This window comes from Nonomuraea sp. AD125B (assembly GCF_041402765.1).
Classification (GTDB): Bacteria; Actinomycetota; Actinomycetes; order Streptosporangiales; family Streptosporangiaceae; genus Nonomuraea; species Nonomuraea bangladeshensis.
Genome location: NZ_JBGLOU010000013.1, coordinates 236,271 through 258,242, shown reverse-complemented (window position 1 = coordinate 258,242; position 21,972 = coordinate 236,271). Strand labels below are relative to the sequence as shown.

Genomic DNA, 21,972 nt, shown 5'->3' with positions numbered 1-21,972 from the left:
GCGGCCCGTCACCGCCCGCCGTTCGCGAGGGCCGCTCAGAAGGGGCTGTCGCCCGCCTTGACCTTGGCCAGCAGCGCCACGGTGTGGGCGTGGGCGAGCCGGTGCAGGCCGGCCCCGAAGCTGACGCGCGCCACGCCCAGCTCGGCCAGCCGCGCGAGGCTCGGCGCGCCCGGCCGGAACAGCACGTTCACCGGCCGGCCGCCGAGCGCGGTCACCAGGGCGCGGATCTCGTCCTCGTCGGCGAGCATGATGGGGTAGACGCAGTCGGCCCCCGCCTCCAGGTAGCGCTCCGCCCGCGCGAGCGCCTGCTTCCGTGAGGTCGAGCCGTGCAGGTAGGTGTCCACGCGCGCGTTGATCACCAGTGCCTGGCCGGCCGCCGCCCGCACCTCGGCCAGGAAGTCCGCCTGCTCGCCCGGGTCGATCAGCTCGCCGGTGCGCGGGTCGCTGTCCTCCAGGTTGCAGCCGGCCGCGCCGGCCGCCAGGAGGCGTTCGGCCAGCTCGGCGGGCTTGAGACCGTAGCCGCGCTCGACGTCGGCGGTGACCGGCACGTCCACCGCGCGGGCGATGCGGGCCACGGCGGACATCATCTCGTCCACCGGGACGCGCTCGCCGTCCTCGTGGCCGAGGACCCGGGCGACGGCGGCGCTGCCGGTCGCCACGGCGGGGAAGCCGGCCTCCTGGACGGCGCGCGCGGAGGCGGCGTCCCAGACGTTGGGCAGGATCACGGGCGTTCCGGGCACATGCAGCCCACGGAGGACACCGGCGTCGTCGATCGTCGTCATGCCCCTGACCCTAGGCGCGAGGTGGCCTGTCTCGAAGGTCCAATGATGGCCATAACCTCCGGACCACTTCGCCCCTGCCGCCTTCCGGCGTCAGCGGAGGCGGTTCAGCAGCCGCTGGTGGCGCACTGGCCGGAGACCAGGCCCCCGGGGCCGTCCGCCGGGTTGTCGGCCTCCGAGGGCTGCGGTGCCTTGGTGGGCGAGGTGGTGGCCTTCTTGCCGTCACCGGTCTGCTTCGCGCCGGCGCCGCTGGCGGAGTCGCGGCTCGTGGAGGTGCCCGTGCCGGTCGAACCCGTGTCGGCCGCGCGGCCCGGGTCGGTGGCGGCGTCGCCCATGCTGCCGTCGTCGGGCAGGCCGTCGTCGGGGGCGTCGGTGCGGGCGTCGCCCATGGTGGCGTCGTCGGCGGCGTCGTCCTGAAGGTCGTCCTGGAGGCCGTCCTGGGCGCTGTCGTCGCCGCCGGTGCCCTGTGACGGCCCGGCCTCCTGCTGGGTGCCGGGGGTGGAGTCGCCGGAGGCCACCACGTAGCCCGCGCCGCCCGCCGCGATCAGCGCGACGAGCACTCCGGCCGCGATGGCGGCGGTCTTCTTGGTCCTCTTCTGGCGGGCGGCGCCGCGATTGTTCTTCGCCGGGCGTGAATCGCCCGGCCCGGTCAGGATCTCGTGGTGATCCGGTGCGGTCGGATCTTGCATGAGGGTGCAGCTCCTCGCGGTCGTATCGGGGAAAGCTCGCCGGCTTCCGCGGGTGATGGACCACACTAGCCGCATCGGCGGAATGCTCGCACACCAATCACAAAGGAATCACGACTTGTCCCCCCTTAGATCCATTTCTGCTGGTAGCCGGGGTCGCCTCGGGTCGGTCGCCGGAGCGGCCGGAGTCCTCGCCACCGCGGTTGTCGGCATATTCCTGGCATTCAGCGGCGCACCTGGTCCGGCCCCCCGAAGTACGCCGGAAAACCAAGGGGAAACGCCGATTTCCACAAGATCGAATTCATCGGACAGCACTCCGCGCGTCACTCGTATGACATTGATCGCATCTCCAACGGATGATGATGGAACGCTCCAATTCGCGGTGAGAACGCCGGTTCCGGCTCCCTGGGTACGCGCCGTGCCCTCCCCGGGAGCGCCGGCGGACACCCCGCCCTTCCCGGACCTCGCGTCAGTGCGGTCCGTCCCGGGCGCGCGGCCTTCACCGGGAGCGCTGCCCGCCCCTTCCGCGCTCCGGCCGGCGGAGCCGGGGCCACCGGCGGCGCCCAGGCGGCCGACGGAGCCCAGACCGCCGGCAGAGCCCAGACCGCCGGCAGAGCCGCGTTCGCTGACGGAGCCTCGCCCCCGTGGCGCCGAGCCTGCCCGGCCGCCGGGCCCCGAGCCCGCCGCCCCGCCGCCGGGCCCCCGCCGTACGGGCTCTCCCACGCCGCAGCCTCCCCCGGAGGCCCCGCGCGAGGAGCCGCGCCCCGCGCATCCCGGGACCCCGATCGACCCCTGCGCGACCTTCCACGACTTCCGCCGCGACCCCTGCTACGCCTACCTGAACCGCCTCACGCGCTGACCCTTCCGGAAACGGGACCGCCCGCCGCCCCCGTGAGCGGGGGAGGCGGGCGGGACGTTCCACAAGGGGATCTCAGCCGGGCAGGGTCAGTCGTCGTCGCGGTCGCCGCCGTTGTCGTCACCGTTGCCGTCGTCGTCCTTGTCGGCCGCCTTGGGGGCGTGCGCGGTCACCTTGCCGCTGGTGGCGTCCACGTCGACCTCGTGCACCTGGTCGCCCTTGACGAGCTCCAGCTCCCACTTGCCCGAGTCGTCGTGGTCCACCTCGCTCACCCAGGCGCCCTGGACCTGCTGGTGGGCCAGCTCGATGGCCTTCTCGGCGGTGATCTTGGGGGCGGTGGGCGCGGCGGTCGCGGCGTAGGCGGCGGCTCCGCCACCCGCCAGCAGCGTGACGGCCCCGGCACCGATGACGATGAACTTCTTCGTGTTTCGCATGACCCAAGGACATCGCGAACGCCGATAACCGCGCGCTAAGCGGCTCCTAAAACCACCTCAACACGCGCCCCGCCCCCGGACGGCGAGGAGACGGCCAGCCGGCCGCCGGACGACTCGGCCGTACGCCGGACGATGTCCAGCCCCAGCCCGGTCGAGCCGCCGCCGCTGATGCCGCGCTCCAGCAGCGCGGGATCGAACCCCGGCCCGGCGTCCTCCACGGTCAGCAGCGCGCCGTCCGGGTGCCCGGTCAGTCGTACCGACAACGCGGCGCCCTCGGGCGTGTGCGCGAAGACGTTGCCCAGCAGCGCGTCCACGCACGCCGCCAGCTCCTGGGCCCGTACGGCGACGCTCAGCGGTTCGCCGGGCAGCGTCACCTCGACCTCGCGCCCCTGGTCCTCGGCCAGCACCGACCAGAACCGCACCCGTTCGCGCACCACGGCGCCCGCCTCGCACGACTCCCGGTCGGCCGTGCGGTTGCGCGCCTCCGCGATGAGCGCGCTCACCGCCCGTTCCAGCGCGTCCACCCGGGCCTGCAGCCGGGCCGCCTCCTCGGGGTCGCGCAGCGACTCGACGTCGAGCCGGAGGCCGGTCAGCGGCGTACGCAGCCGGTGCGACAGGTCCGCGACCGACTCCCGTTCGGCGACCAGCAGCTCGTCGATCCGTCCTGCCAGGTGGTTGAGCGCCAGCGCCACCGAGCGCACCTCGGGCGGCCCGCCCGGCTCGGCCCGCGCGGCGAGGTCGCCGCCGGCCAGCCGGTGCGAGACGCGGGCGAGGCCGTCCACCGGCCGGGTCACGGCCTGCGCCAGCCGGTCGGCCAGGACGATCCCGAGCACCACCAGCCCCAGCCCCAGCGCGAGCAGCGCGGCCCACGCCTCGCGTACGCCCCGCATGAGCTCGGACTCCGGCACGAACACCCTGATCACCGCCGTGCCCTCGGGCGACTGGGCGGAGACCAGCACCTCCCTGCCGTCGTCGGCCTCGGCGGTCACGCTGCGCCCGGTGGCGGCCAGCCGCACCGCGGCCGAGCGCTCGGCCCGCGCGCCGAGGGTGGTGCCGTCCGGCAGGAACACCGTCACCGGCCGCGCCACCTGCTCCACCGCGAGCGGCAGGTCCGGCGTGCCGACGGCGACCGCCACGGACCCGGCCGTGGTGAGCGCCCGGTCCATGGCGCCGTTCTCGGCCACGGACCTGATGAGCACCGCCATCGGCACCAGCAGCGCGATCAGCACCAGCGACGTGGTGGCCGCCACCAGCAGCGCCAGCCAGCGCCTCATGCCGGCTCGACCAGCTTGACGCCGACCCCGCGCACGGTGTGCAGGTAGCGGGGCTCGGCCGCGGTCTCGCCGAGCTTCCTGCGCAGCCAGGACAGGTGCACGTCCACGGTCTTGTCGGCGCCCCCGTACGGGAGCTGCCACACCTCGGTCAGCAGCTCCCGCTTGGTCACCACCTCGCCGGGCCGCGCCGCCAGGTAGTGCAGCACGTCGAACTCGCGCGGCGTCAGGTCGAGCTGCGTGCCGTCCAGCGTCGCGGTACGCGCCCGCGGATCCACCCGCAGCTCCCCGACCGCCAGCGGCTCGGGCGCCGACCCGCCCGCCCGCCGCAGCCGCCCGCACCCGGGCGTCGAGCTGCGCCGCGCTGTACGGCTTGACCACGTAGTCGTCGGCCCCCGCGTCCAGCACGGGCACCATCTCGGCGTCCCCGTCGCGGGCGGTCGCCACGATGACCGGCACCCGGCTGACCGCCCGGAGCATCCGCAGCAGCTCCACCCCGTCCAGGTCGGGCAGTCCCAGGTCGAGCACGATGAGGTCGGGCCGGTCCTGCACGGCCAGTTTGAGCCCGTCGAGGGCGGTCGGCGAGGAGGACACCGCGTGCCCCAGCTCCCGCAGCCCCCGGCTGAGCGCCGTGCGGATCGCCACGTCGTCCTCGATGAGCAGAATGTCGGCCATAGCACGAACGTAGCCGCTCACTGACCCTGGCTTGGGACGCCTTAGCCTCCCTTTAACCCGGTCTTAGCCCGACGTGGGGGAAGCTGGCGGGGATGAAGAGATACCTGCTGGCATGGGCCGCCACCGCCGTCGTCGCGACCGGGACCTCCCTGGCCGTGCTCGGGCTCGTCGGCACCGGGGTCACCGGCGCCTCGGGGCACGTCCTGTCCGAGGAGGACGTGGCCGCCGCGCTCGCCACCGCCACCGTACGCGCCGCCGCCACGCCCGCCGCCGCCGTCACGGCCGCCACCGCGTCCCCGGCCCAGGCCCGCGCATGCAGGATCGACCACACCTGCGTGACCACGTTCTACTCCGACGGCACGTACACGACCGTCGTCGGGGAGCTCTACGAGGACTGCGCCGGCAACCGCTCCATGTGGGGCACCCGCGGCGTCCCGGTCTTCGTCGAGACGCCCTGCTGACGTCCGCGCGGGAGCCGTCAGCGGCTCCCGCGCACCTCGAGCGCGCCGAGCAGCTCCTCGGACGCCCTGGTGACGGCCTCGACCGCACGGTCGAACGCCTCGGCGTTGTGCGCGGCCGGCGCGCGGAATCCGGAGATCTTCCTGACGTACTGCAGCGCCGCGGCGCGCACGTCGTCCTCGCTGACGCTCTCGACGTAAGGAGGACGGAGGGTCTTGATGCTCCTGCACATGACTCAACCGTAATAGCCGATGCGCTCGCTTATCTCCTGGGCGCCCCGGGCCAGCAGCTCGCCCACCTCGGGCAGCCGCTCGGGCGTCAGCCGGTAGGACGGCCCTGACGCGCTGACCGCGGCCACCACGGTCCCGTCGCCGCCGCGCACCGGCGCGGCCACGGCGTTGAGCCCGACCTCCAGCTCCTCCACGGTGACCGCCCAGCCGCGCTCCCTGATCTCCGCGAGCCCGAGCGCGTCCGGCGCGGTGATCGTACGCGGGGTGTAGCGCTCCAGCTCGCCGCCGGGCAGCCGTAGCGCGCCGAAGGCGAGCAGCACCTTGCCGCTGGAGGTGGCGTGGGAGGGGGTGCGCTGGCCCACCCAGTTGTGGCCGCTGATCGCGGCCGGGCCGCGCACCTGGCTGATGTTGACCGTGGCGCCGTCCTGCGCCACCGCGACGTTGACGGTCTCGCCGACCGCGGCGGCGAGGCGCAGGCACACGGGCCGGCTCTCGCGGGCCAGGTCGAGCTGCGCGCTGGCCGCGCCGGCCAGCCTGATCACCCCGAACCCGAGCCGGTAACGGCCCCGGTCGCCGCTCTGCTCCACCAGCCCGCCCTGCTCCAGCGCCGCGAGCAGCCGGAACGCGGTGGACTTGTGCACGTCGAGCTCCGCCGCGAGGTCGGTCACCCGGGTGGCGCCCTCGCGGGCGAGGATCTCCAGGATCGCGATGGCCCGGTCGACCGACTGGACCGTCGTGCTGTTGCTCATGGCGCAACAGGTTACTAGGAGTGCGGGCCGAACTCCCTGCCGAAGTCGAGAGCGATCTTCCCCAGCCCCTCGGCCAGCTCCGTCCGGTCCAGCGCGTCGATCCGCTCGGCCGGCCCCGACACCGACATGGCCGCCACCACCCGCTCGCCGTCGCGTACCGGCACCGCCATGCAGTGCACGCCCAGCTCCTCCTCGCCGAGGTCCATGGCGTAGCCGCGCTCGTGCACCGCCGCCAGCTCGGCGAGCATGGCGTCGATCTCGGTGATGGTGTTGGGGGTGCGGCGGGGCATGCCGGTGCGCTCGAACACCGCGACCGCCTCCTGCGGGGGCCGCCCCGCCAGCAGCACCTTGCCCACCGCCGTGCTGTGCGGCAGCACCCGCCGCCCCACCTCGGCGAACATCCGCAGCCGGCGCGGCGAGGACGCCTGTGCCACGTAGACGATGAAGTCGCCTTCGAGCACGGCCAGGTTCGCCGTCTCGCCGGACAGCTCCACCATCTTCTCGAGGTACGGCTGCGCCCGCACCCCGACCATGCCCTCCGCGACTCCGCCGAGCCGCACCAGCCCGCCCCCGAGCGCGTAGCGCCGGTCGGCCTCCTGGCGCACGTAGCCGCGGGCGACCAGCGTCTGCAGCAGCCGGTGGATCGTGCCGTACGGCAGCCCCGTGCGTGCCGCGATCTCCGACAGCCCCGCCTCGCCCCCGTGCTCGGCCAGCGCCTCCAGCACGTCGAGCGCCCGCTCCACCGACTGGACGCTCACAGGCTCACCCCGCGCAGGGAGGCGTCGAGGACCTCGGCCGTGTGCGCCACCCGGATGTCGTCGCCCGCCCGCCGCATCGCGGCCGCGATCTGCATCGTGCACCCCGGGTTGGCCGACACCAGCAGCTCCGCGCCGGTCGAGCCGACCGCCTTAGCCTTGCGGTCGCCGAGCTCGCGGGCGGCCTCGGGGCGGAAGATGTTGTACGTGCCGGCCGAGCCGCAGCAGATGGCCGACTCGGGGATCTCGCGCACCTCCAGCCCGGGGATGCCGGCCAGCAGCTCGCGTGGCTGCGAGCGCACGCCCTGGGCGTGGGCCAGGTGGCAGGCGTCGTGGTAGGCGACGGTGAGCGGCAGCGGATGCCGCTCGGCGACCGGCCCCAGCTCGGCCAGGAACTCCGACAGGTCGCGCACCTCGAACCGGGGCTCCTCGCCCAGCAGCTCGCCGTACTCCTTCATCGAGGAGCCGCAGCCCGCCGAGTTGACCACGACCGTGCTCACCCCGGCCCGCTCGAAGGCCCGGACCGTGCGCCGGGCCAGCCGCCTGGCCTGCTCCTCGCGCCCGGCGTGCACGCTGAGCGCGCCGCAGCAGCCCTGACGGGGCGGGATCACCACGTCGCAGCCCTCCATCGACAGCACCCGCGCCGTGGCCGCGTTGACCTGCGGGAAGAACTCGCGCTGCACGCAGCCGAGCAGCATGCCGACCACGGCCCGGCGCTCGCCCCTGGCCCGCACCACGCGCGGCAGCCGCTCGCGCCGCTCGACGCGGGGCGCGAGCGCGGCCATCGCGCCGAGGCTCGGGTTGGCCCTGCCGACGTAGCCGGCCATGCGCCGGGCGAGCGGCGTCACCGGCCGCGTCAGCCGCAGCCGGCGCGGATAGGGGAAGAGGCTGAACACGATGCCCCGCACCGCCCGCTCCTGGGGGTCGCGCTCGTGCCGCCGCTCCACCTCCACCCGGGTCAGCTCGATCAGCCGGTCGTAGCGCACGCCCGACGGGCAGGCGGTCACGCAGGCCATACAGCCGAGGCAGGCGTCGAAGTGCCCGGCCATCTCGGGCGTCACCGGCGTGCCCTCGACGTGCTGCTTCATCAGGTGGATGCGCCCGCGCGGCGAGTCCATCTCCTCGCCCCACAGCACGTACGTCGGGCATGTCGGCAGGCAGAACCCGCAGTGCACGCAGTCGTTGATCAGTTTGGGGTCCATGCTCAGATGCCTCCCACGAACCGGCCGGGAGACATCCTGCGCCCGGGATCGAACCGTTCCTTGACGCGCCGCATCAGCGGCAGCGCGCTCACCTGCCCCCACCGGTCGAGCCCGGCGCGCGGCGCGGCCAGCACGTTCACCCGCCCGCCCCCGGCCTCCACCCGTCGCCGCAACCCGGCCAGGACCTCGGCTTCCACAGGTTCAGCCGGCACCAGCAGCACCCGCCCGGACAGCACCGACCCGCGCAGCGCCAGCCCGGCCCGCTCGGCCGCCTCCAGCACGGCCGCCAGGCCCGTGGCGGGGAACCGCGCCTCGACCAGCGTCTCGTCCCGGGGGACCAGCCCCCACCACGGGGGCGGCGCGTCGGAGATCTCGCCGCCGCCCACCAGCTCGCGCAGCGCCGCCGCCCGGCTCTCCGCCGCCGCACCCTCGGCCAGCACCGCGAGCACCGGGCGCGCGTCCGGCTCCGGCCGCTCCACCTCGGCGGCGCTCGGCTCGGCCTGCGAGGCGGCCAGCGCCGCCGCGATCCCCGGCAGGTCCGCCGCCTCGACCTCGGCACACACCCAGCGCCGCGCGGCGGGCAGCGGGTGCAGCCGGAACGTGGCCTCGGCGATGACGCCGAGCGTGCCGTAGGAGCCGGTGAAGAGCTTGCCGAGGTCGTAGCCCGCGACGTTCTTGACGACCTTGCCGCCCGAGCGGGCGATCGTGCCGTCCGCCAGCACCACCGTGACGCCGATGAGCAGGTCGCGCGGGGTGCCGTAGCGGAAGGCGCGCGGGCCGGCGGCCCCGGTGGCCAGCGTGCCGCCCACCGTCGCGTCCTCGGGCGCGTCGACCGCCAGCTCCTGGCCCTCGTCCGCGAGCGCGGCGGCCAGGGCGCCCATCGTCACCCCCGCCTGCGCGCGGACCACCAGGTCGCCCGCCGCGTGCTCCAGGACCTTGTCGAGACGGCTCAGGTCGAGCCGCACGTCGCAGCGCTCCGGGGGCGCCCCCCAGTGCAGCTTCGTGCCGCCGCCCGCGGGCACCACCGCGAGGTCCCGTTCGGCGCAGGCCCGCAGCACCGCCGCGACCTCCTCGACGTTCTCGGGCAGCGCGACCCACCGGGGGAGCACGCCGCCGACGGCGTCCCCGGGGCCCGCCTGCCCGACCGTCACACCCTCGATCAAAACTGCTCCGCCTTCCCCGACTCGACCAGCGGATGGACGCCCTTGCGCACGCCCGGCACCTCGCCGCACAGGCGCGGCGTGGGGAACACCTTGCCCGGATTGGCCAGGCCCTCCGGGTCGAACGCGCACCGGACGAGCTGCATGGTGTCGAGATCGGTCGCGCTGAACATCCGCGGCATGTAGCGCGCCTTGTCCACGCCGACGCCGTGCTCCCCGGTGATCGAGCCGCCGTGCTCGACGCACAGGTCGAGGATCGCGCCCGACACCACCTCGGCCCGCTCGCCCGCGCCCGGCTCGGCGTCGTCGAACAGCACCAGCGGATGCAGGTTGCCGTCTCCCGCGTGGAAGACGTTCGCCACCCTGATGTCGTGCTCGGCCGAGATCCGGTCGATGGCGGCCAGCACGCCGGGCAGCGCCGTGCGCGGCACCACGCCGTCCTGGACGATGTAGGCCGGGCTGATGCGGCCCACCGCCGCGAACGCCGACTTGCGGCCCTTCCAGATCGCCGCCCGCTCGGCCGCGTCCGCCGCCACGCGCAGCTCGAACGCGCCCGCGCAGATCTCACTGAGCCGCGCGAACTGCCGCTCCACCTCCGCCGCCGGCCCGTCCAGCTCCACGATCAGCACCGCCCCGGCGCCCTCGGGGTAGGAGCAGGCCACGGCGGCCTCGGCCGCCTCGATGGCGAGCGCGTCCATCATCTCGATCGCGGCCGGCACGATGCCCGCCCCGATGATCTCCGAGACCGCCTGGCCGCCCTGCTCGATGCTCTCGTACGCGGCCAGCACCGTGGTGACGGCCTCCGGCGCCCGGCTGAGCCGTACGGTGATCTTGGTGGCGATGCCGAGCGTGCCCTCCGAGCCGATGAACGCGCCCAGCAGGTCGTAGCCGGGGTCCATCCGGTCCAGCGTGACCAGGTCGCCGTCAGGGGTGACGATCTCGCACGCCTCGACGTGGTTGACGGTGAAGCCGTACTTGAGGCAGTGGGCGCCGCCCGAGTTCTCCGCCACGTTGCCGCCGATCGAGCAGACCTGCTGGCTGGAGGGGTCGGGCGCGTAGTAGTAGCCCTGTTCGCGCACGGCCTCGGTGATGGCGAGGTTCGTCACGCCCGGCTCCACCACGGCCCGCCGGCCCGGCAGGTCGATCTCCAGGACGGCGCGCATCTTCGAGGTCACGATGAGCACGCCGTCCTCGCGGGGGAGCGCGCCGCCGGACAGGCCGGTGCCCGCGCCCCTGGCCACGAAGGGCACGCCGAAGTCGTTGCAGAGGCGTACCACCCGGGCGACCTGCTCGGCCGTGGCCGGCAGCACGACCACGCCCGGGGTCGCCCGGTGGTAGGTGAGGCCGTCGCACTCGTAGGTGCGCAGGCGCACCGGATCGGTGATGACCGAATCGCGGGGCAGCACCGAGAGCAACGCCGTCGTCAGTGTCTCCATCACGCCTTTTCTACGGCATCCGGGCGTAGGCGGGGAGGGTCAGGAACTCGGCGAAGTCGTCGTCGAGCGCCACTTCCTTGAACAGCGCCGTGGCCTGGCCGAACAGCTTCTCGTCGTACCCCGGCTCCTTGGCCGCCTGCTCCAGCTCCTCCGCGATGATCCGCTCGACCAGCTCCTTCGTCACCCGCTCGCCCGTGTCGGCCAGCGTGATGTCGTTGTGGATCCACTGCCAGATCTGCGAGCGCGAGATCTCGGCCGTGGCGGCGTCCTCCATGAGGTTGTGGATGGCCACCGCGCCGGAGCCGCCCATCCACGCGGCCAGGTAGCGCAGCGCCACGTCCACGTTGCTGCGCAGCCCGGCCTCGGTGATGTCGCCCGGCGTCTCGGAGACCGACAGCAGGTCGGCGGCCGAGACGGCGACGTCCTCACGCAGCCGGTCGAGCTGGTTGGGCCGCTCGCCGAGCACCCCGTCGAAGACCTCCCTGCAGATCGGCACCAGGTCCGGGTGCGCCACCCACGAGCCGTCGAACCCGTCGCCCGACTCGCGCGTCTTGTCGGCCCGCACCTTCTCCAGCGCCACCGCGTTGACCTCGGGGTCGCGGCGCGAGGGGATGAACGCCGCCATCCCGCCGATCGCGTGCGCGCCGCGCTTGTGGCAGGTGCGCACCAGCAGCTCGGTGTACGCGCGCATGAACGGCGCCGTCATCGTCACCGCGTTCCGCTCCGGCAGCAGGAACTCCCGCCCACGGGTGCGGAACTTCTTGATCACGCTGAACAGGTAGTCCCAGCGGCCCGCGTTGAGCCCCGCCGAGTGCTCGCGCAGCTCGTAGAGGATCTCCTCCATCTCGAACGCGGCCGGGTAGGTCTCGATGAGCACGGTGGCCCTGATGGTGCCGTGCGGGATGCCGAGCAGCTCCTGCGCACGGGTGAAGACGTCGTTCCAGAGCCGCGCCTCCAGGTGCGACTCCATCTTCGGCAGATAGAAGTACGGGCCCTTGCCCTTGTCGAGCTGCCGCTGCGCGCAGTGGAAGAAGTAGAGGCCGAAGTCGAACAGCGAGGCCGACACCGGCCGCCCGTCGACGTTCGCGTGCTTCTCGCCCAGGTGCCAGCCGCGCGGCCGGACCACGATCGTGGCCAGCTCGTCGTCCGGGCGCAGCGCGTAGGACTTGCCGCCGGTCTCGAAGTCGATCGCGCGGTCGAGCGCGTCGCGCAGGTTGAGCTGGCCGGCCACGCAGTTCTCCCAGAGCGGCGAGTTGGCGTCCTCGAAGTCGGCCAGCCACACCTTCGCGCCGGAGTTGAGCGCGTTGATGGTCATCTTCTTGTCGACCGGTCCGGTGATCTCGACGCGCCGGTCCTCCAGGCCGGGCGCCGGGGACGCGACCTGCCAGTCGCCCTCCCTGATCTCCTTCGTCTCCGGCAGGAAGTCGAGGGTGCCGCCCGCCGACAGCTCCGCCTGCCGCGCCTGCCGGGCCTCCAGCAGCTCCAGCCGCCTGGAGTCGAACTCCCGGTGGAGCGCCGCCACGAAGTCGAGCGCCTGCGGGGTGAGGATCTCGTCGAACCGGTCGAGCCTCGGGCCGGTGATCTCCATACGGGCCTCTTTTCCGCTCTGTGGAAAATGGATTCTGGATTGTGGAAGTGACGCTACTCTGCCCGGCCTTCCGGGTCAAAGACCGGGGGTCCCCCGGGTCGTCTTAGGGGACATCCCCGATGGGCGCGGGCGGCTCGCCGGGGGGAAGATCGATCCATGAGAACGATCGCGATCGCGGGTGGCCTGCTGGCCGGGGCCGCGCTGCTGACGGGCTGCGGACTGGACGCCATCGCCGGCCCCACCAACAAGGACACCAAGTCCTACGAGGTGACCGACCGGGTGACCGAGCTGCGGCTCGACGGCGCCTCCGGCGATGCCGTGATCACCGAGACCGGCGGCACGGCCGTCCGCGTCACCGAGACCCTGCGCTGGAGCGGCGACTCAAGGCCCACGCCCGAGCACAAGGTCGAGGGCGGCACGCTTGCCCTCTTCTACTCCTGCCCGTCCAGCCTGGGCACCTGCGGCGTCGACTACAGGATCGAGGTCCCCAAGGGGCTCGCCGTCGACCTGGAGACCGGGTCGGGTGACATCACGCTGCGCGCCCTCAGCGGGGACGTACGCGTCCACGTGGCCTCCGGCGACGTGGACGCCGCCGACCTGAGCGGCAAGAACGTCGTGGCCGACTCCGGCTCCGGCAACGTCGAGCTCAAGTACGCCACCGCCCCCACCAGCGCCCGGCTCAAGGCCGGTTCGGGGGACGTCTCCCTGTTCGTCCCCGACGGCGCCTACGACGTGTCGACCGACGTGGGCTCGGGCGACGTGGAGGTCTCGGTGAAGAACGACCGCTCCTCCCCGAACAAGATCTCCGTCAGCACCGGGTCGGGCAACATCAGCGTGTCAGCGCGATAACCAGGTGCTTACGCGGGGGATGTCGTGCCACCATCGGGGAAGACATCGAGGTGTCCAGACGTTTCCCTCATAGAGATGACACGAATGCACAAAAACACCGCACTCGACGAGTTCGAGACCACAGGCTTCGACACCGGGGAATTCGATCTTGAGGAGCGTCAGGCGCTGCGGCGCGTGGCGGGCCTCTCCACCGAGCTCCAGGACGTCTCCGAGGTCGAGTACCGGCAGCTGCGGCTTGAACGGGTCGTTCTCGTCGGCGTCTGGACCTCCGGCACCGCCGAGGACGCAGACAACTCCTTGCTGGAGCTCAAGCTTCTCGCGGAGACGGCCGGCTCCCAGGTGCTCGACGGCCTCATCCAGCGGCGCCAGAAGCCCGACCCCGCGACCTACATCGGCTCGGGCAAGGCCCTTGAGCTGCGCGACATCGTGGAGTCGACCGGCGCCGACACCGTGATCTGCGACGGTGAGCTGACCCCCGGCCAGCTCCGCCAGCTCGAAGACACCGTCAAGGTCAAGGTCATCGACCGCACGGCGCTGATCCTCGACATCTTCGCCCAGCACGCCAAGAGCCGCGAGGGCAAGGCCCAGGTCGAGCTGGCGCAGCTCCAATACCTGCTGCCGCGGCTGCGCGGCTGGGGTGGCAACCTGTCCCGCCAGGTCGGCGGACGGGCGGCGGGCGGCGTCGGCATCGGCGGCCGCGGCCCCGGTGAGACCAAGATCGAGCTGGACCGCCGCCGCATCCGCGAGCGGATGGCCAAGCTCCGCCGGCAGATCGGCGGCATGTCCACCGCGCGCGACACCAAGCGTCAAGCGCGCCAGCAGCGCGAGGTCCCGGCCGTGGCCATCGCCGGCTACACCAACGCCGGCAAGTCCTCGCTGCTCAACCGCGTCACCGGCGCGGGTGTGCTGGTGGAGGACGCGCTGTTCGCCACCCTCGACCCGACCGTGCGCCGCGCGCGCACGCCCGAAGGCAGGCTGTTCACGATCGCCGACACCGTCGGCTTCGTCCGCCACCTGCCGCACCAGCTCGTCGAGGCGTTCCGCTCCACGCTGGAGGAGGTCGCCGACGCCGACCTGATCCTGCACGTGGTCGACGGCTCGCACCCCGACCCCGAAGGCCAGCTCGCCGCCGTGCGCGAGGTGCTGGCCGACCTCGACGGCGTCTCGGGCATCCCCGAGATCGTCGTGGTCAACAAGGCCGACGCGGCCGACCAGGAGGTCCTCGACCGCATCACGCGGCGCGAGCGGCGCAGCATCGTGGTCTCGGCGCGCACCGGCAAGGGCATCCCCGAGCTCATGGAGCTCATCGAGCGGGAGCTGCCGCGGCTCGACCACGAGGTGCACCTGCTGGTGCCGTACGAGCGGGGCGACCTGGTCTCGCGGGCCCACAAGGAGGGCGAGGTGCTCTCCGTGGACCACGTCGAGGACGGCACGGTCCTGCACGCCCGCGTGCTGCCCAGCCTGTTCCAGGAGCTGGAGCGGGTGGGCAAGCCGGTGGAGCGCGTTTCGTAGAAGCACTTTCACGATTCACCCGGGGCGCCCCGCCGTACTGCGGTACGGTGGGGCGGTCCGATTGTCGGGCACGTCACGGCAGGGCTGGGGAGGTCTTGCCGCAAAGCGTGCAGACTTGCCCAAAAGCGGCAGTGGTCCCTGAAGCCCTGGTATTGCTACGATTGGCCAGACCTGACGTAGGTCTGGCTGTCTTGGCTGAGGTTCGGCTTCCGGGTTTCGGATGATGACTTAGGTGTCAAAGTCATCAGCGGGGGCCGCGTGAACGAGGTGGGGCTGGGTGACGGTGGGGATGACTGGTCTTTCTTCCGAATAACCCTGTACACCGGCCCGATATGTGAAATAACGTAACTGAACTGAAATCGCCGGATCATGACTCTGGCGATACGGTCACCGCACAACAGACGCGGATGAGAGCAGGAGACCCCCCATGTCGTCCGGACCCGGAGCGGACTCAGTGGGCGCGGCACAGGCCGTGCGCTGGGCCATGCGCTCGCGCGGGGGCTCGCGCAGGGCGGTGATGCGGTGACCGTTCGGCTCCTGACCAACATCGGCCGCCTCTGGACCGGCAACGAGGTCCTCAGCAACGCGGCCATCCTCGTGCACAACGACCGCATCGCGTGGGTCGGGCGGGCGCCCGACCTGCCGCAGAGCGTGCCCGGGGTCGTCGACGACATCGTCGACGTCGACCACGTGGAGAACCTCGGCGGCGCGCTGGTCACGCCCGGCCTCATCGACGCCCACACGCACCCCGTCTACGCCGGCAACCGCTACGCCGAGCTGGCCATCCGCACCGGCGGCTCCAGCGCCGCCTCGATCACCGCGGCGGGCGGCGGCGTCGGCTCGACCGTCACCGTGACCCGCGGCACCGACCCGTGGACCCTGTGCAACGGCGTACGCGAGCGGCTGCGCAGCTGGCTGCTCAGCGGCACCACCACCGTCGAGGCCAAGACCGGCTACCACCTCACGCGCGACGGCGAGCTCGCCGACGTGCGGCTCCTGCGTGAGCTGGAGAAGGAGCCGATGATGCCGCGCGTGCACGTCACGTTCCTCGCGGCGCACGTCGTGCCTCCGGAATACTTCGGCCGTCAGCGCGAATACGTCGAGGCCGTGGGCGCCTGGTGCGCCGACGCGGCCGCGGCCGGCGCCGACAGCGTCGACGTCTACTGCGACGAGGGCCACTTCACCACCGAGGAATCCCGCTGGGTCCTCGCCTCCGGCCGCAACGTCGGCCTGCTGCCGCGCATCCACGCCGGCCTCTTCGCCCGCCGCGGCGCCGTCCAGCTCGCCGCCGAGCTCGGCTGCGCCTCCGCCGACGGGCTGCACCACATGTCCGACGAGGACATCGCCATCATGTCCCGCTACGGCGTGCCCGCCGTGGTCTGCCCGGCCACCGCCCTCCAGCGCGGCCACCTCCCGCCGGTCCGCCAGATGATCAAGCACGGCGTGCAGATCGCGCTCGGCAGCGACCACAACCCCGGCTACTGCGGCATCACCTCGATGTCGCTGGTCATCGCGATGGCGGTGTCGGCGTTCGGGATGAGCGTCAACGACGCGCTGCGGGCCGCCACGCTGGGCGGCGCGACCGTGCTCGGGGCGCCCGACCGCGGCGTCCTCGCGCCCGGCCGTCTCGCCGACATCGTCCAGTGGGACGCCGACCACGAGGGCGCCTTCGCCTGGTCCTTCGGCCTCAAGCCGCGCCGGGTGTGGCGGGGTGGGACGCCCGTTCAGTAGTTAGTCTCGGGGTATGCCGTCTTTGCCCCGAATCGCCGTCGTGACCGACTCGACTGCCTGCCTGGTTGACGAGGTGGACGGGGTGACGGTGGTCCCGATCACCATGATCGTCAGCGGCACCCCCCACGACGACCCCACCCCCCACGACGACCCCACGCCCCACGAGGACCCCATCCCCCACCCGAACCAGGCCCCTCCGGCCTCCTTCGGCCCCACAGCTTTGGGCTCCGGCTCTGGTTCGGGCTCGGCCTCCACCTCCCGTCCCTCGCCCGCCCGCTTCGCCGCCTGCTATGCGGCGCTCGCGGAATCAGGCGTCACTGCAGTGGCCTCAATCCACTTATCAGCCGAAATGTCGGGCACCGTGGACTCCGCACGAGCGGCTGCCCGCGACGCGGCCATCCCGGTCGAGGTGATCGACAGCCGGTCCATAGGGATGGGCCTCGGCTACCCGGTCCTGGCCGCCGCCCGCGCCGCCGCCGCAGGCGCGTCATTGGAGACGGTGACATCGGCCGCCCGCCGCTGCGCCACGTCCACGCGGACGTACTTCTACGTCGACACCCTGGACAACCTGCGCCGCAGCGGCCGCATCGGCGCCGCCGCCCGCCTCCTCGGCTCGGCCCTCATGATCAAGCCTCTGCTCCACATCGTGGACGGCCAGATCTCCCTTCTGGAGAAGGTCCGCACCGCCACGCGCGCCATCGCCCGCCTGGAGGATCTGGCGGTGCAAGCGGCCGGCGACGGTCCCGTGGAACTGGCAGTCCAGCACCTGGCCGCCCGCCCCCGAGCCGAAGCCCTGGCGGAACGCCTCCGTAAACGCCTCCCCGCCCTCGCCGACCTTCAGGTGGTCGAGGTCGGTCCGGTCATCGGCGTACACGTTGGCCCTGGCATGCTCGGCCTCACCATCACCCCCCACACCTCTTGAGCCGCCACACTTCCTGGGCCCTAGCGCCTCCTCATGAGCGGCCGCACTTCCTGGGCCCGAGCGCCTCGTGAGCGGCCCCACTTCCTGGGCCTTGGCGCCTTTGAACCGGCGCACCGCCTGGGGCCCTGGCGCTTCCTGAGCGGCCGCACTTCTTGGGCCCGAGCGCGCCTCCTGAGCCGCCACCCCTCCTGAGCCGCCACCCCTCCTGAGCCGTCACCCCTCCTGAGCCGTCACCCCTCCTTAGCCCTAGTCGAGCCTGAGCTGCCACCTCTCCTGCGCCCTCGCGCCCTCTGAGCCTCCGTCCCAATCGCACTGCGTCCTCGGTACCTCTACACCCCTCTGGATCGTTCGGACCCCGTCAGCCCTCGTAACCGCCTGTGCAGCGCCGCTATCCACAGGCTCTACGCCCATCGTCACCGCTATCCCCAGAACCCCGTTCGGCCCTTCGCCTCGTCCGCAACCGCCCTACTGTCTCTGCCGTGCGAACTCCCGATCCGACCACAGAGCGGGCCATAGCCGAATCCCGGCTACGGTCGCTCATCAACCCTCCACGCCGCCCCCGCCGTCTCTTGCCCTACCGTCGCACGCCCAGCCACGCCCCGCACAAGCTCACAACCCTCACCACCCGAGGCCAGGAGCTCGCCAAGAACCGCATACCCGGCACTCACCGCCACCAGGACAGTGCACCCCTCCACCCCACCGACCCATCTCCCCCCTTCCGCCGTTCCCGCGACGGCACCGCCACTCTTGACAGCACTCCCTACGCCGCCACCCCGAACCCCGGCACTTTCCGCCCCACCCACGACCTCGACGACTTCCTCGCCATCCGCGATGCCGGCTCCTTCCACTCCGGCCCTGAACTCACGAGTCCCCAGGACCACGACCTCACCTCAGAAGCCGCCGGATCCCCACCTGTCACCGACGACTTCGACCAGCACGCCTTCCCTTCGCCGGACAGCGGCCACCAGCCCTTCGAACCACCGCCGCGCCATCCCGACACCGCCGCCGCCCTCATCTCTCCCTCCTTCCAGGCATTTCGCGCCGCCCTGACCTCCCGGGCCCCAACCCTCGATCCCGGCAGGCCGGGCCTCCGCGTGCTGCTCGCCATCGGAGCAGTCGCGGTAGCGGCCGCCGTCTACTTCGTCTGGCAATCACAGCCAACCCCGCAACCGCTGCCGCCCCCCACCCCGACCGCCCTCGTGACACCCACCGCCGCCGCCACGATCAGATTGACCGTCCACGTCACCGGCAAGGTCCGCAAACCAGGCGTCTATCTCCTTCCCGCAGGCACCCGAGTGGCAGACGCAGTGACAGCCGCCGGCGGCCCCTCCCGTACCAGCGCGACGGGCTCCCTCAACCTCGCCAGACGCCTGATCGACGGCGAGCAGATCGTCGTAGGAGCCCCAGGAACATCCGCTGCCGTCCCCGGGGCGAGCCCGGCGGACGCCGTCCTCGACCTGAACACCGCGACCCCCGACCAGCTCGAACAACTCCCAGGCGTCGGCGAAGTCCTCGCCGCCCGCATCGCCGAGTTCCGCGACTCCCACGGCGGCTTCACCAGCGTCGAGCAACTACGCGAGGTCTCCGGCATAGGCCCACGCAAGTACGCGGAGATCAAGCCGAAGGTCCGCATCTGACATGACCAGGCGCAAAGGCCCTCCGCCAAGCTCACAGCCACCAGGTGCGCAGCCAACCGCGCCCCGACGAACCGAGTCCGATCCCCACACAACCGCCATCAGCACGGCAGCAGCATCAGTACACAAGCCCACGTCACAACAGGACTCACCGAACGCCTCCAACGGCGAGCACGCACCGGACAGCGAGCACAAGCCTTCCTGGCCCCTCATGCTGCCTGCCCTGGCCGCCTGGGCCAGCGCCTTGGTTCTCCTGAGCTGCTCCGCCACCGTGGGCATGCTCGTCGCTGCCATCGCAGCCGTGGCCGCCGGAACAACCGCCTGGCACACCCGCCGCCGCCCCCGCTGGGGGAATCAGGACGCCACACGCCCCTCCACGTCCCGACAACCGCAAGCAGGCCAAGCGGGGATAGATGCCACTACCGAGCAGCACAGATGGCGCAACATCGTCCTAGCCTCACTGATCGCCGCAGCCGCGTCCTCAGCCTCTGTCGCACTCCGAGTACACGCCCTCACCACCGGACCAGTAGCCGATCTGGCGGCCAGGAACGCGACCATCACCGCCCAGATCGCGATCACCGACGATCCGAGACGCAGACCCCAGCACCACTACCAAGGCCCACAACAGTTCATCCAGGACAGGTACGTCGTCCCGGCCACCCTGAAGACCATCCAGTCGCACGCCACCACGACCACCGGCCACCAGTCAGTCAACGTCCCCATCACCGTCTTCGCCAGCGGCCGCACATGGGGTGCCCTGCTGCCGAGCCAGCAGGTTGAGGTCACCGGCCGCCTCGCCAGACCCACCCCTGGCGACCTGGAGGCGGCGATCCTCCTCGTACGCGGACCACCACGCGTACTGACGGCCCCGTCACCCCTCCAAACCGTGGCCGGCAGTCTGCGAGCGGGCCTGCGTACCGCCGCCGACGCGTTGCCTCCGGACCAGCGCGGCCTCCTGCCCGGCCTCGTGGTGGGCGACGTCTCCCGCATGGACCCCCAGGTGTCGGCCGACCTCAAGGAGACCGGCCTGAACCACTTGAACGCGGTGAGCGGCGCCAACCTCGCCATCGTCGCGGGCGCTACGCTCGCGCTGTCCCGCCTGCTCAGGCTCTCCCTCACCACGAGAGCCGGCTTCGCCGCCCTTGCCATGCTCTGCTTCGCCGTGGTGGCACGTCCGTCGCCGAGCGTCCTGCGAGCGCTCCTCATGGGGTTGGCCGCCTGCGTAGCCCTGGCCACGGGCCGTGCTAAGGACGGGTTCGCGGCGCTCTCGGCGACCGTTCTGCTGTTGACGTTGTTCGCTCCCGAGCTGGCCCGCTCCTACGGCTTCGCCCTGTCGGTGGCGGCCACCGCCGGCATCCTGCTCATCGCCCCACGCTGGCGCGACCGCTGGTCACGGACGACCGCGAACAAGGAAGACGCCGCCGAGCACCAGGATGCGCGACCGGGAGGCGGCCGTCTCCTGCTGCCGCGCTGGCTGGCGGAGGCGGTGGCCGTGCCTGCGGCGGCGCAGGTGGCCGTGACGCCTGTCCTCGTGCTGATGTCGGGTCAGGTGACACCTGTGGCATTGCTCGCGAACCTGCTCGTCGCCCCGGCGGTGGCGCCGGCGACGTTGCTGGGGTTCGGGGCGGCGCTCGTCGCGCCGCTCTGGCCGGACGCCGCCGCGCTGCTGGTCATCCCCGCCGGGTACGCCGTCGGCTGGATCATCACGGTCGCCGGTTGGGCCGTCGATCTGCCGTTCGCCACGGTCCCGTGGCCGAGCGGGCTCGCGGGACTCGGCCTGCTGGCTGTCACCGTGGCCGTGGTGATGATCGTGCTTCGCCGTCGGGCTTGGCGCGTGCTGGCGTTGACCCTCGCGGGAACGGCGCTGGTGGCGGTGCTGGTCGTCCGCCCGCTCGTGGGGTCATGGCCGCCGGACCGATGGCTCGTGATCATGTGCGACGTGGGCCAGGGCGACGGCATGGTGATCGCGGCCGGAGCCGGGCAGGGCGTAGTGGTGGACACCGGACCGGACCCGGTCCTCATGGACAAATGCCTGCGAAGAGCCGGCATCAAGGACGTACCGCTGCTTGTGCTCACTCACCCGCACGCCGACCACGTCAACGGCCTACCTGGGGTGTTGAGGAACCGGCGAGTCGGGGCGGTGGTCATCAGCTCCCGTCCTACGAATCCGCAGGCGAGCACCCGCATCTCGGCCGACCTGGCACGCCGCCGCATCCCCGAATGGGCGGTGGCGCCGGGGACCGGTTGGCGGTTCGGGCCGTCGGAGGTGAGCGTCATCGCGCCCGAGGCCGGCGGCGGCCCTGCGCACGGGCAGGGGGAGGGAAGCACGATCAACAACGCGAGCGTGGTGCTGTGGGTCCGTTGGCGGGCGGGGTCGATGCTCTTCGGCGGCGACCTGGAGACCGAGGCCCAGGACGAGCTATTACGCCGGCATCCCGTACGCGCCGACATCCTCAAGACGCCCCACCATGGGTCGAACCGTCAGTCACCGGCCTTCCTCGCCTCGCTGGGAGCACGGGCGGCGCTGATCAGTGTGGGAGCCGACAACGACTACGGCCACCCTGCCCCGTCCACGCTCGCTTTGTTGCAACGCATCGGTGCCACGCCCTACCGGACTGACCGATCAGGCGACCTGGCCGTGGTGGAGCGCGACGGCGGCCTGGCGATCGTGGCGCGGGGTGATCCCAGGGCACCGAAGGCGTACGGCCCACGCCGCGGCGACCGCGGCGACCAAGGGGACCACGGCGGCCACGGCGGCCACGGCGGCCACGGCGGCCACGGCGGCTACGGGGATCACGGCGGCCACGGGGACCACGGCGGCCACGGGGACCACGAGCATCAGGGAGAAAGGCTGCCTGGGGATGAGCTGGGGCACAGCCGCGCCTTGAGGAGACGGCTCGCCTTCCGACGCACACGCCTTCGAGGAACAAGTGGCCTCAACTAGCTGGTGATCGCCGAGTCCTCGCGGATGAGATTGCAGAAGACGCAAGCCGTGATCGCGAGTCTGGCAGAGGGCTGTCGGCATGGGTGGCACGTCCGCGGCG

Annotated in this window: 18 protein-coding genes and 1 pseudogene; 7 read left to right on the top strand and 12 right to left on the bottom strand. The window is 72.3% G+C overall.

What is annotated here, in order from left to right; all coding sequences use genetic code 11:
- Positions 1–35: 35 nt before the first annotated feature.
- From ACBR40_RS32030 to ACBR40_RS32010, 5 genes and pseudogenes are all read right to left on the bottom strand, one after another.
- A complete protein-coding gene (locus ACBR40_RS32030; protein WP_371251162.1) occupies positions 36–782 on the bottom strand; it encodes an isocitrate lyase/phosphoenolpyruvate mutase family protein in 747 nt (248 codons plus the stop codon).
- A gap of 104 nt (positions 783–886) precedes the next feature.
- On the bottom strand, positions 887–1,468 hold the full coding sequence (locus ACBR40_RS32025; RefSeq protein ID WP_371251161.1) for a hypothetical protein: 582 nt from the start codon (positions 1,466–1,468) through the stop codon (positions 887–889).
- 942 nt (positions 1,469–2,410) lie between these two features.
- Positions 2,411–2,755, bottom strand: coding sequence for a PepSY domain-containing protein (locus ACBR40_RS32020; RefSeq protein WP_344204925.1), 345 nt, complete (start codon positions 2,753–2,755; stop codon positions 2,411–2,413).
- 35 nt (positions 2,756–2,790) lie between these two features.
- Positions 2,791–4,029 (bottom strand): ATP-binding protein, encoded by a 1,239-nt coding sequence (locus ACBR40_RS32015; protein WP_371251160.1) that lies wholly within the window; start codon positions 4,027–4,029, stop codon positions 2,791–2,793.
- Positions 4,026–4,701: pseudogene (locus tag ACBR40_RS32010) on the bottom strand (response regulator transcription factor). Before ACBR40_RS32010 ends, ACBR40_RS32015 begins: the two are co-directional and overlap by 4 nt.
- A 92-nt stretch (positions 4,702–4,793) precedes the next feature.
- Between ACBR40_RS32010 and ACBR40_RS32005 the strand changes: the two are divergent.
- Entirely contained in the window at positions 4,794–5,162 is a 369-nt protein-coding gene (locus ACBR40_RS32005; protein ID WP_371251159.1) for a DUF6289 family protein, read from the top strand.
- A 17-nt stretch (positions 5,163–5,179) separates the two neighbouring features.
- Here ACBR40_RS32005 and ACBR40_RS32000 read toward each other — a convergent pair whose 3' ends face one another.
- Genes ACBR40_RS32000 through aceB form a run of 7 tightly spaced genes read right to left on the bottom strand, consistent with a single transcriptional unit; the run spans position 5,180 to position 12,280 of the window.
- Positions 5,180–5,392 carry a DUF2277 domain-containing protein gene (locus ACBR40_RS32000; RefSeq protein ID WP_344204919.1) on the bottom strand — a complete coding sequence of 71 codons (213 nt, stop codon included), beginning with the start codon at positions 5,390–5,392 and terminating at the stop codon, positions 5,180–5,182.
- Between the two features lie 3 nt (positions 5,393–5,395).
- Positions 5,396–6,139, bottom strand: coding sequence for an IclR family transcriptional regulator (locus ACBR40_RS31995; protein ID WP_344204918.1), 744 nt, complete (start codon positions 6,137–6,139; stop codon positions 5,396–5,398).
- 14 nt (positions 6,140–6,153) lie between these two features.
- Entirely contained in the window at positions 6,154–6,897 is a 744-nt protein-coding gene (locus tag ACBR40_RS31990; protein ID WP_344204916.1) for an IclR family transcriptional regulator, read from the bottom strand.
- Positions 6,894–8,096, bottom strand: coding sequence for a (Fe-S)-binding protein (locus ACBR40_RS31985; RefSeq protein ID WP_371251158.1), 1,203 nt, complete (start codon positions 8,094–8,096; stop codon positions 6,894–6,896). The genes ACBR40_RS31990 and ACBR40_RS31985 overlap by 4 nt, the downstream gene beginning before the upstream one ends.
- A gap of 2 nt (positions 8,097–8,098) precedes the next feature.
- A complete protein-coding gene (locus ACBR40_RS31980; RefSeq protein ID WP_371251157.1) occupies positions 8,099–9,259 on the bottom strand; it encodes an FAD-binding oxidoreductase in 1,161 nt (386 codons plus the stop codon).
- Positions 9,256–10,692 (bottom strand): FAD-linked oxidase C-terminal domain-containing protein, encoded by a 1,437-nt coding sequence (locus tag ACBR40_RS31975; RefSeq protein ID WP_371251156.1) that lies wholly within the window; start codon positions 10,690–10,692, stop codon positions 9,256–9,258. The genes ACBR40_RS31980 and ACBR40_RS31975 overlap by 4 nt, the downstream gene beginning before the upstream one ends.
- Positions 10,693–10,702: 10 nt before the next feature.
- The gene (gene aceB / locus ACBR40_RS31970; RefSeq protein ID WP_371251155.1) at positions 10,703–12,280 is read right to left on the bottom strand and encodes a malate synthase A; all 1,578 of its coding nucleotides are present in this window, start codon (positions 12,278–12,280) and stop codon (positions 10,703–10,705) included.
- Between the two features lie 156 nt (positions 12,281–12,436).
- On the opposite strand from aceB, the gene ACBR40_RS31965 reads away from it, so the two are divergent.
- From ACBR40_RS31965 to ACBR40_RS31940, 6 genes are all read left to right on the top strand, one after another.
- On the top strand, positions 12,437–13,129 hold the full coding sequence (locus ACBR40_RS31965) for a DUF4097 family beta strand repeat-containing protein (protein ID WP_344204910.1): 693 nt from the start codon (positions 12,437–12,439) through the stop codon (positions 13,127–13,129).
- Positions 13,130–13,213: 84 nt separating this feature from the next.
- Entirely contained in the window at positions 13,214–14,641 is a 1,428-nt protein-coding gene (gene hflX, locus ACBR40_RS31960; protein WP_344204909.1) for a GTPase HflX, read from the top strand.
- 522 nt (positions 14,642–15,163) lie between these two features.
- Positions 15,164–16,372 carry an imidazolonepropionase gene (gene hutI / locus ACBR40_RS31955; RefSeq protein WP_344204908.1) on the top strand — a complete coding sequence of 403 codons (1,209 nt, stop codon included), beginning with the start codon at positions 15,164–15,166 and terminating at the stop codon, positions 16,370–16,372.
- A gap of 40 nt (positions 16,373–16,412) precedes the next feature.
- The gene (locus tag ACBR40_RS31950) at positions 16,413–17,294 is read left to right on the top strand and encodes a DegV family protein (protein WP_371251154.1); all 882 of its coding nucleotides are present in this window, start codon (positions 16,413–16,415) and stop codon (positions 17,292–17,294) included.
- 569 nt (positions 17,295–17,863) lie between these two features.
- Positions 17,864–18,931, top strand: a complete 1,068-nt coding sequence (locus ACBR40_RS31945; protein ID WP_371251153.1) for a helix-hairpin-helix domain-containing protein — start codon at positions 17,864–17,866, stop codon at positions 18,929–18,931.
- Positions 18,932–19,814: 883 nt separating this feature from the next.
- On the top strand, positions 19,815–21,872 hold the full coding sequence (locus ACBR40_RS31940) for a ComEC/Rec2 family competence protein (protein WP_371251152.1): 2,058 nt from the start codon (positions 19,815–19,817) through the stop codon (positions 21,870–21,872).
- The last annotated feature ends 100 nt before the right edge of the window (positions 21,873–21,972 follow it).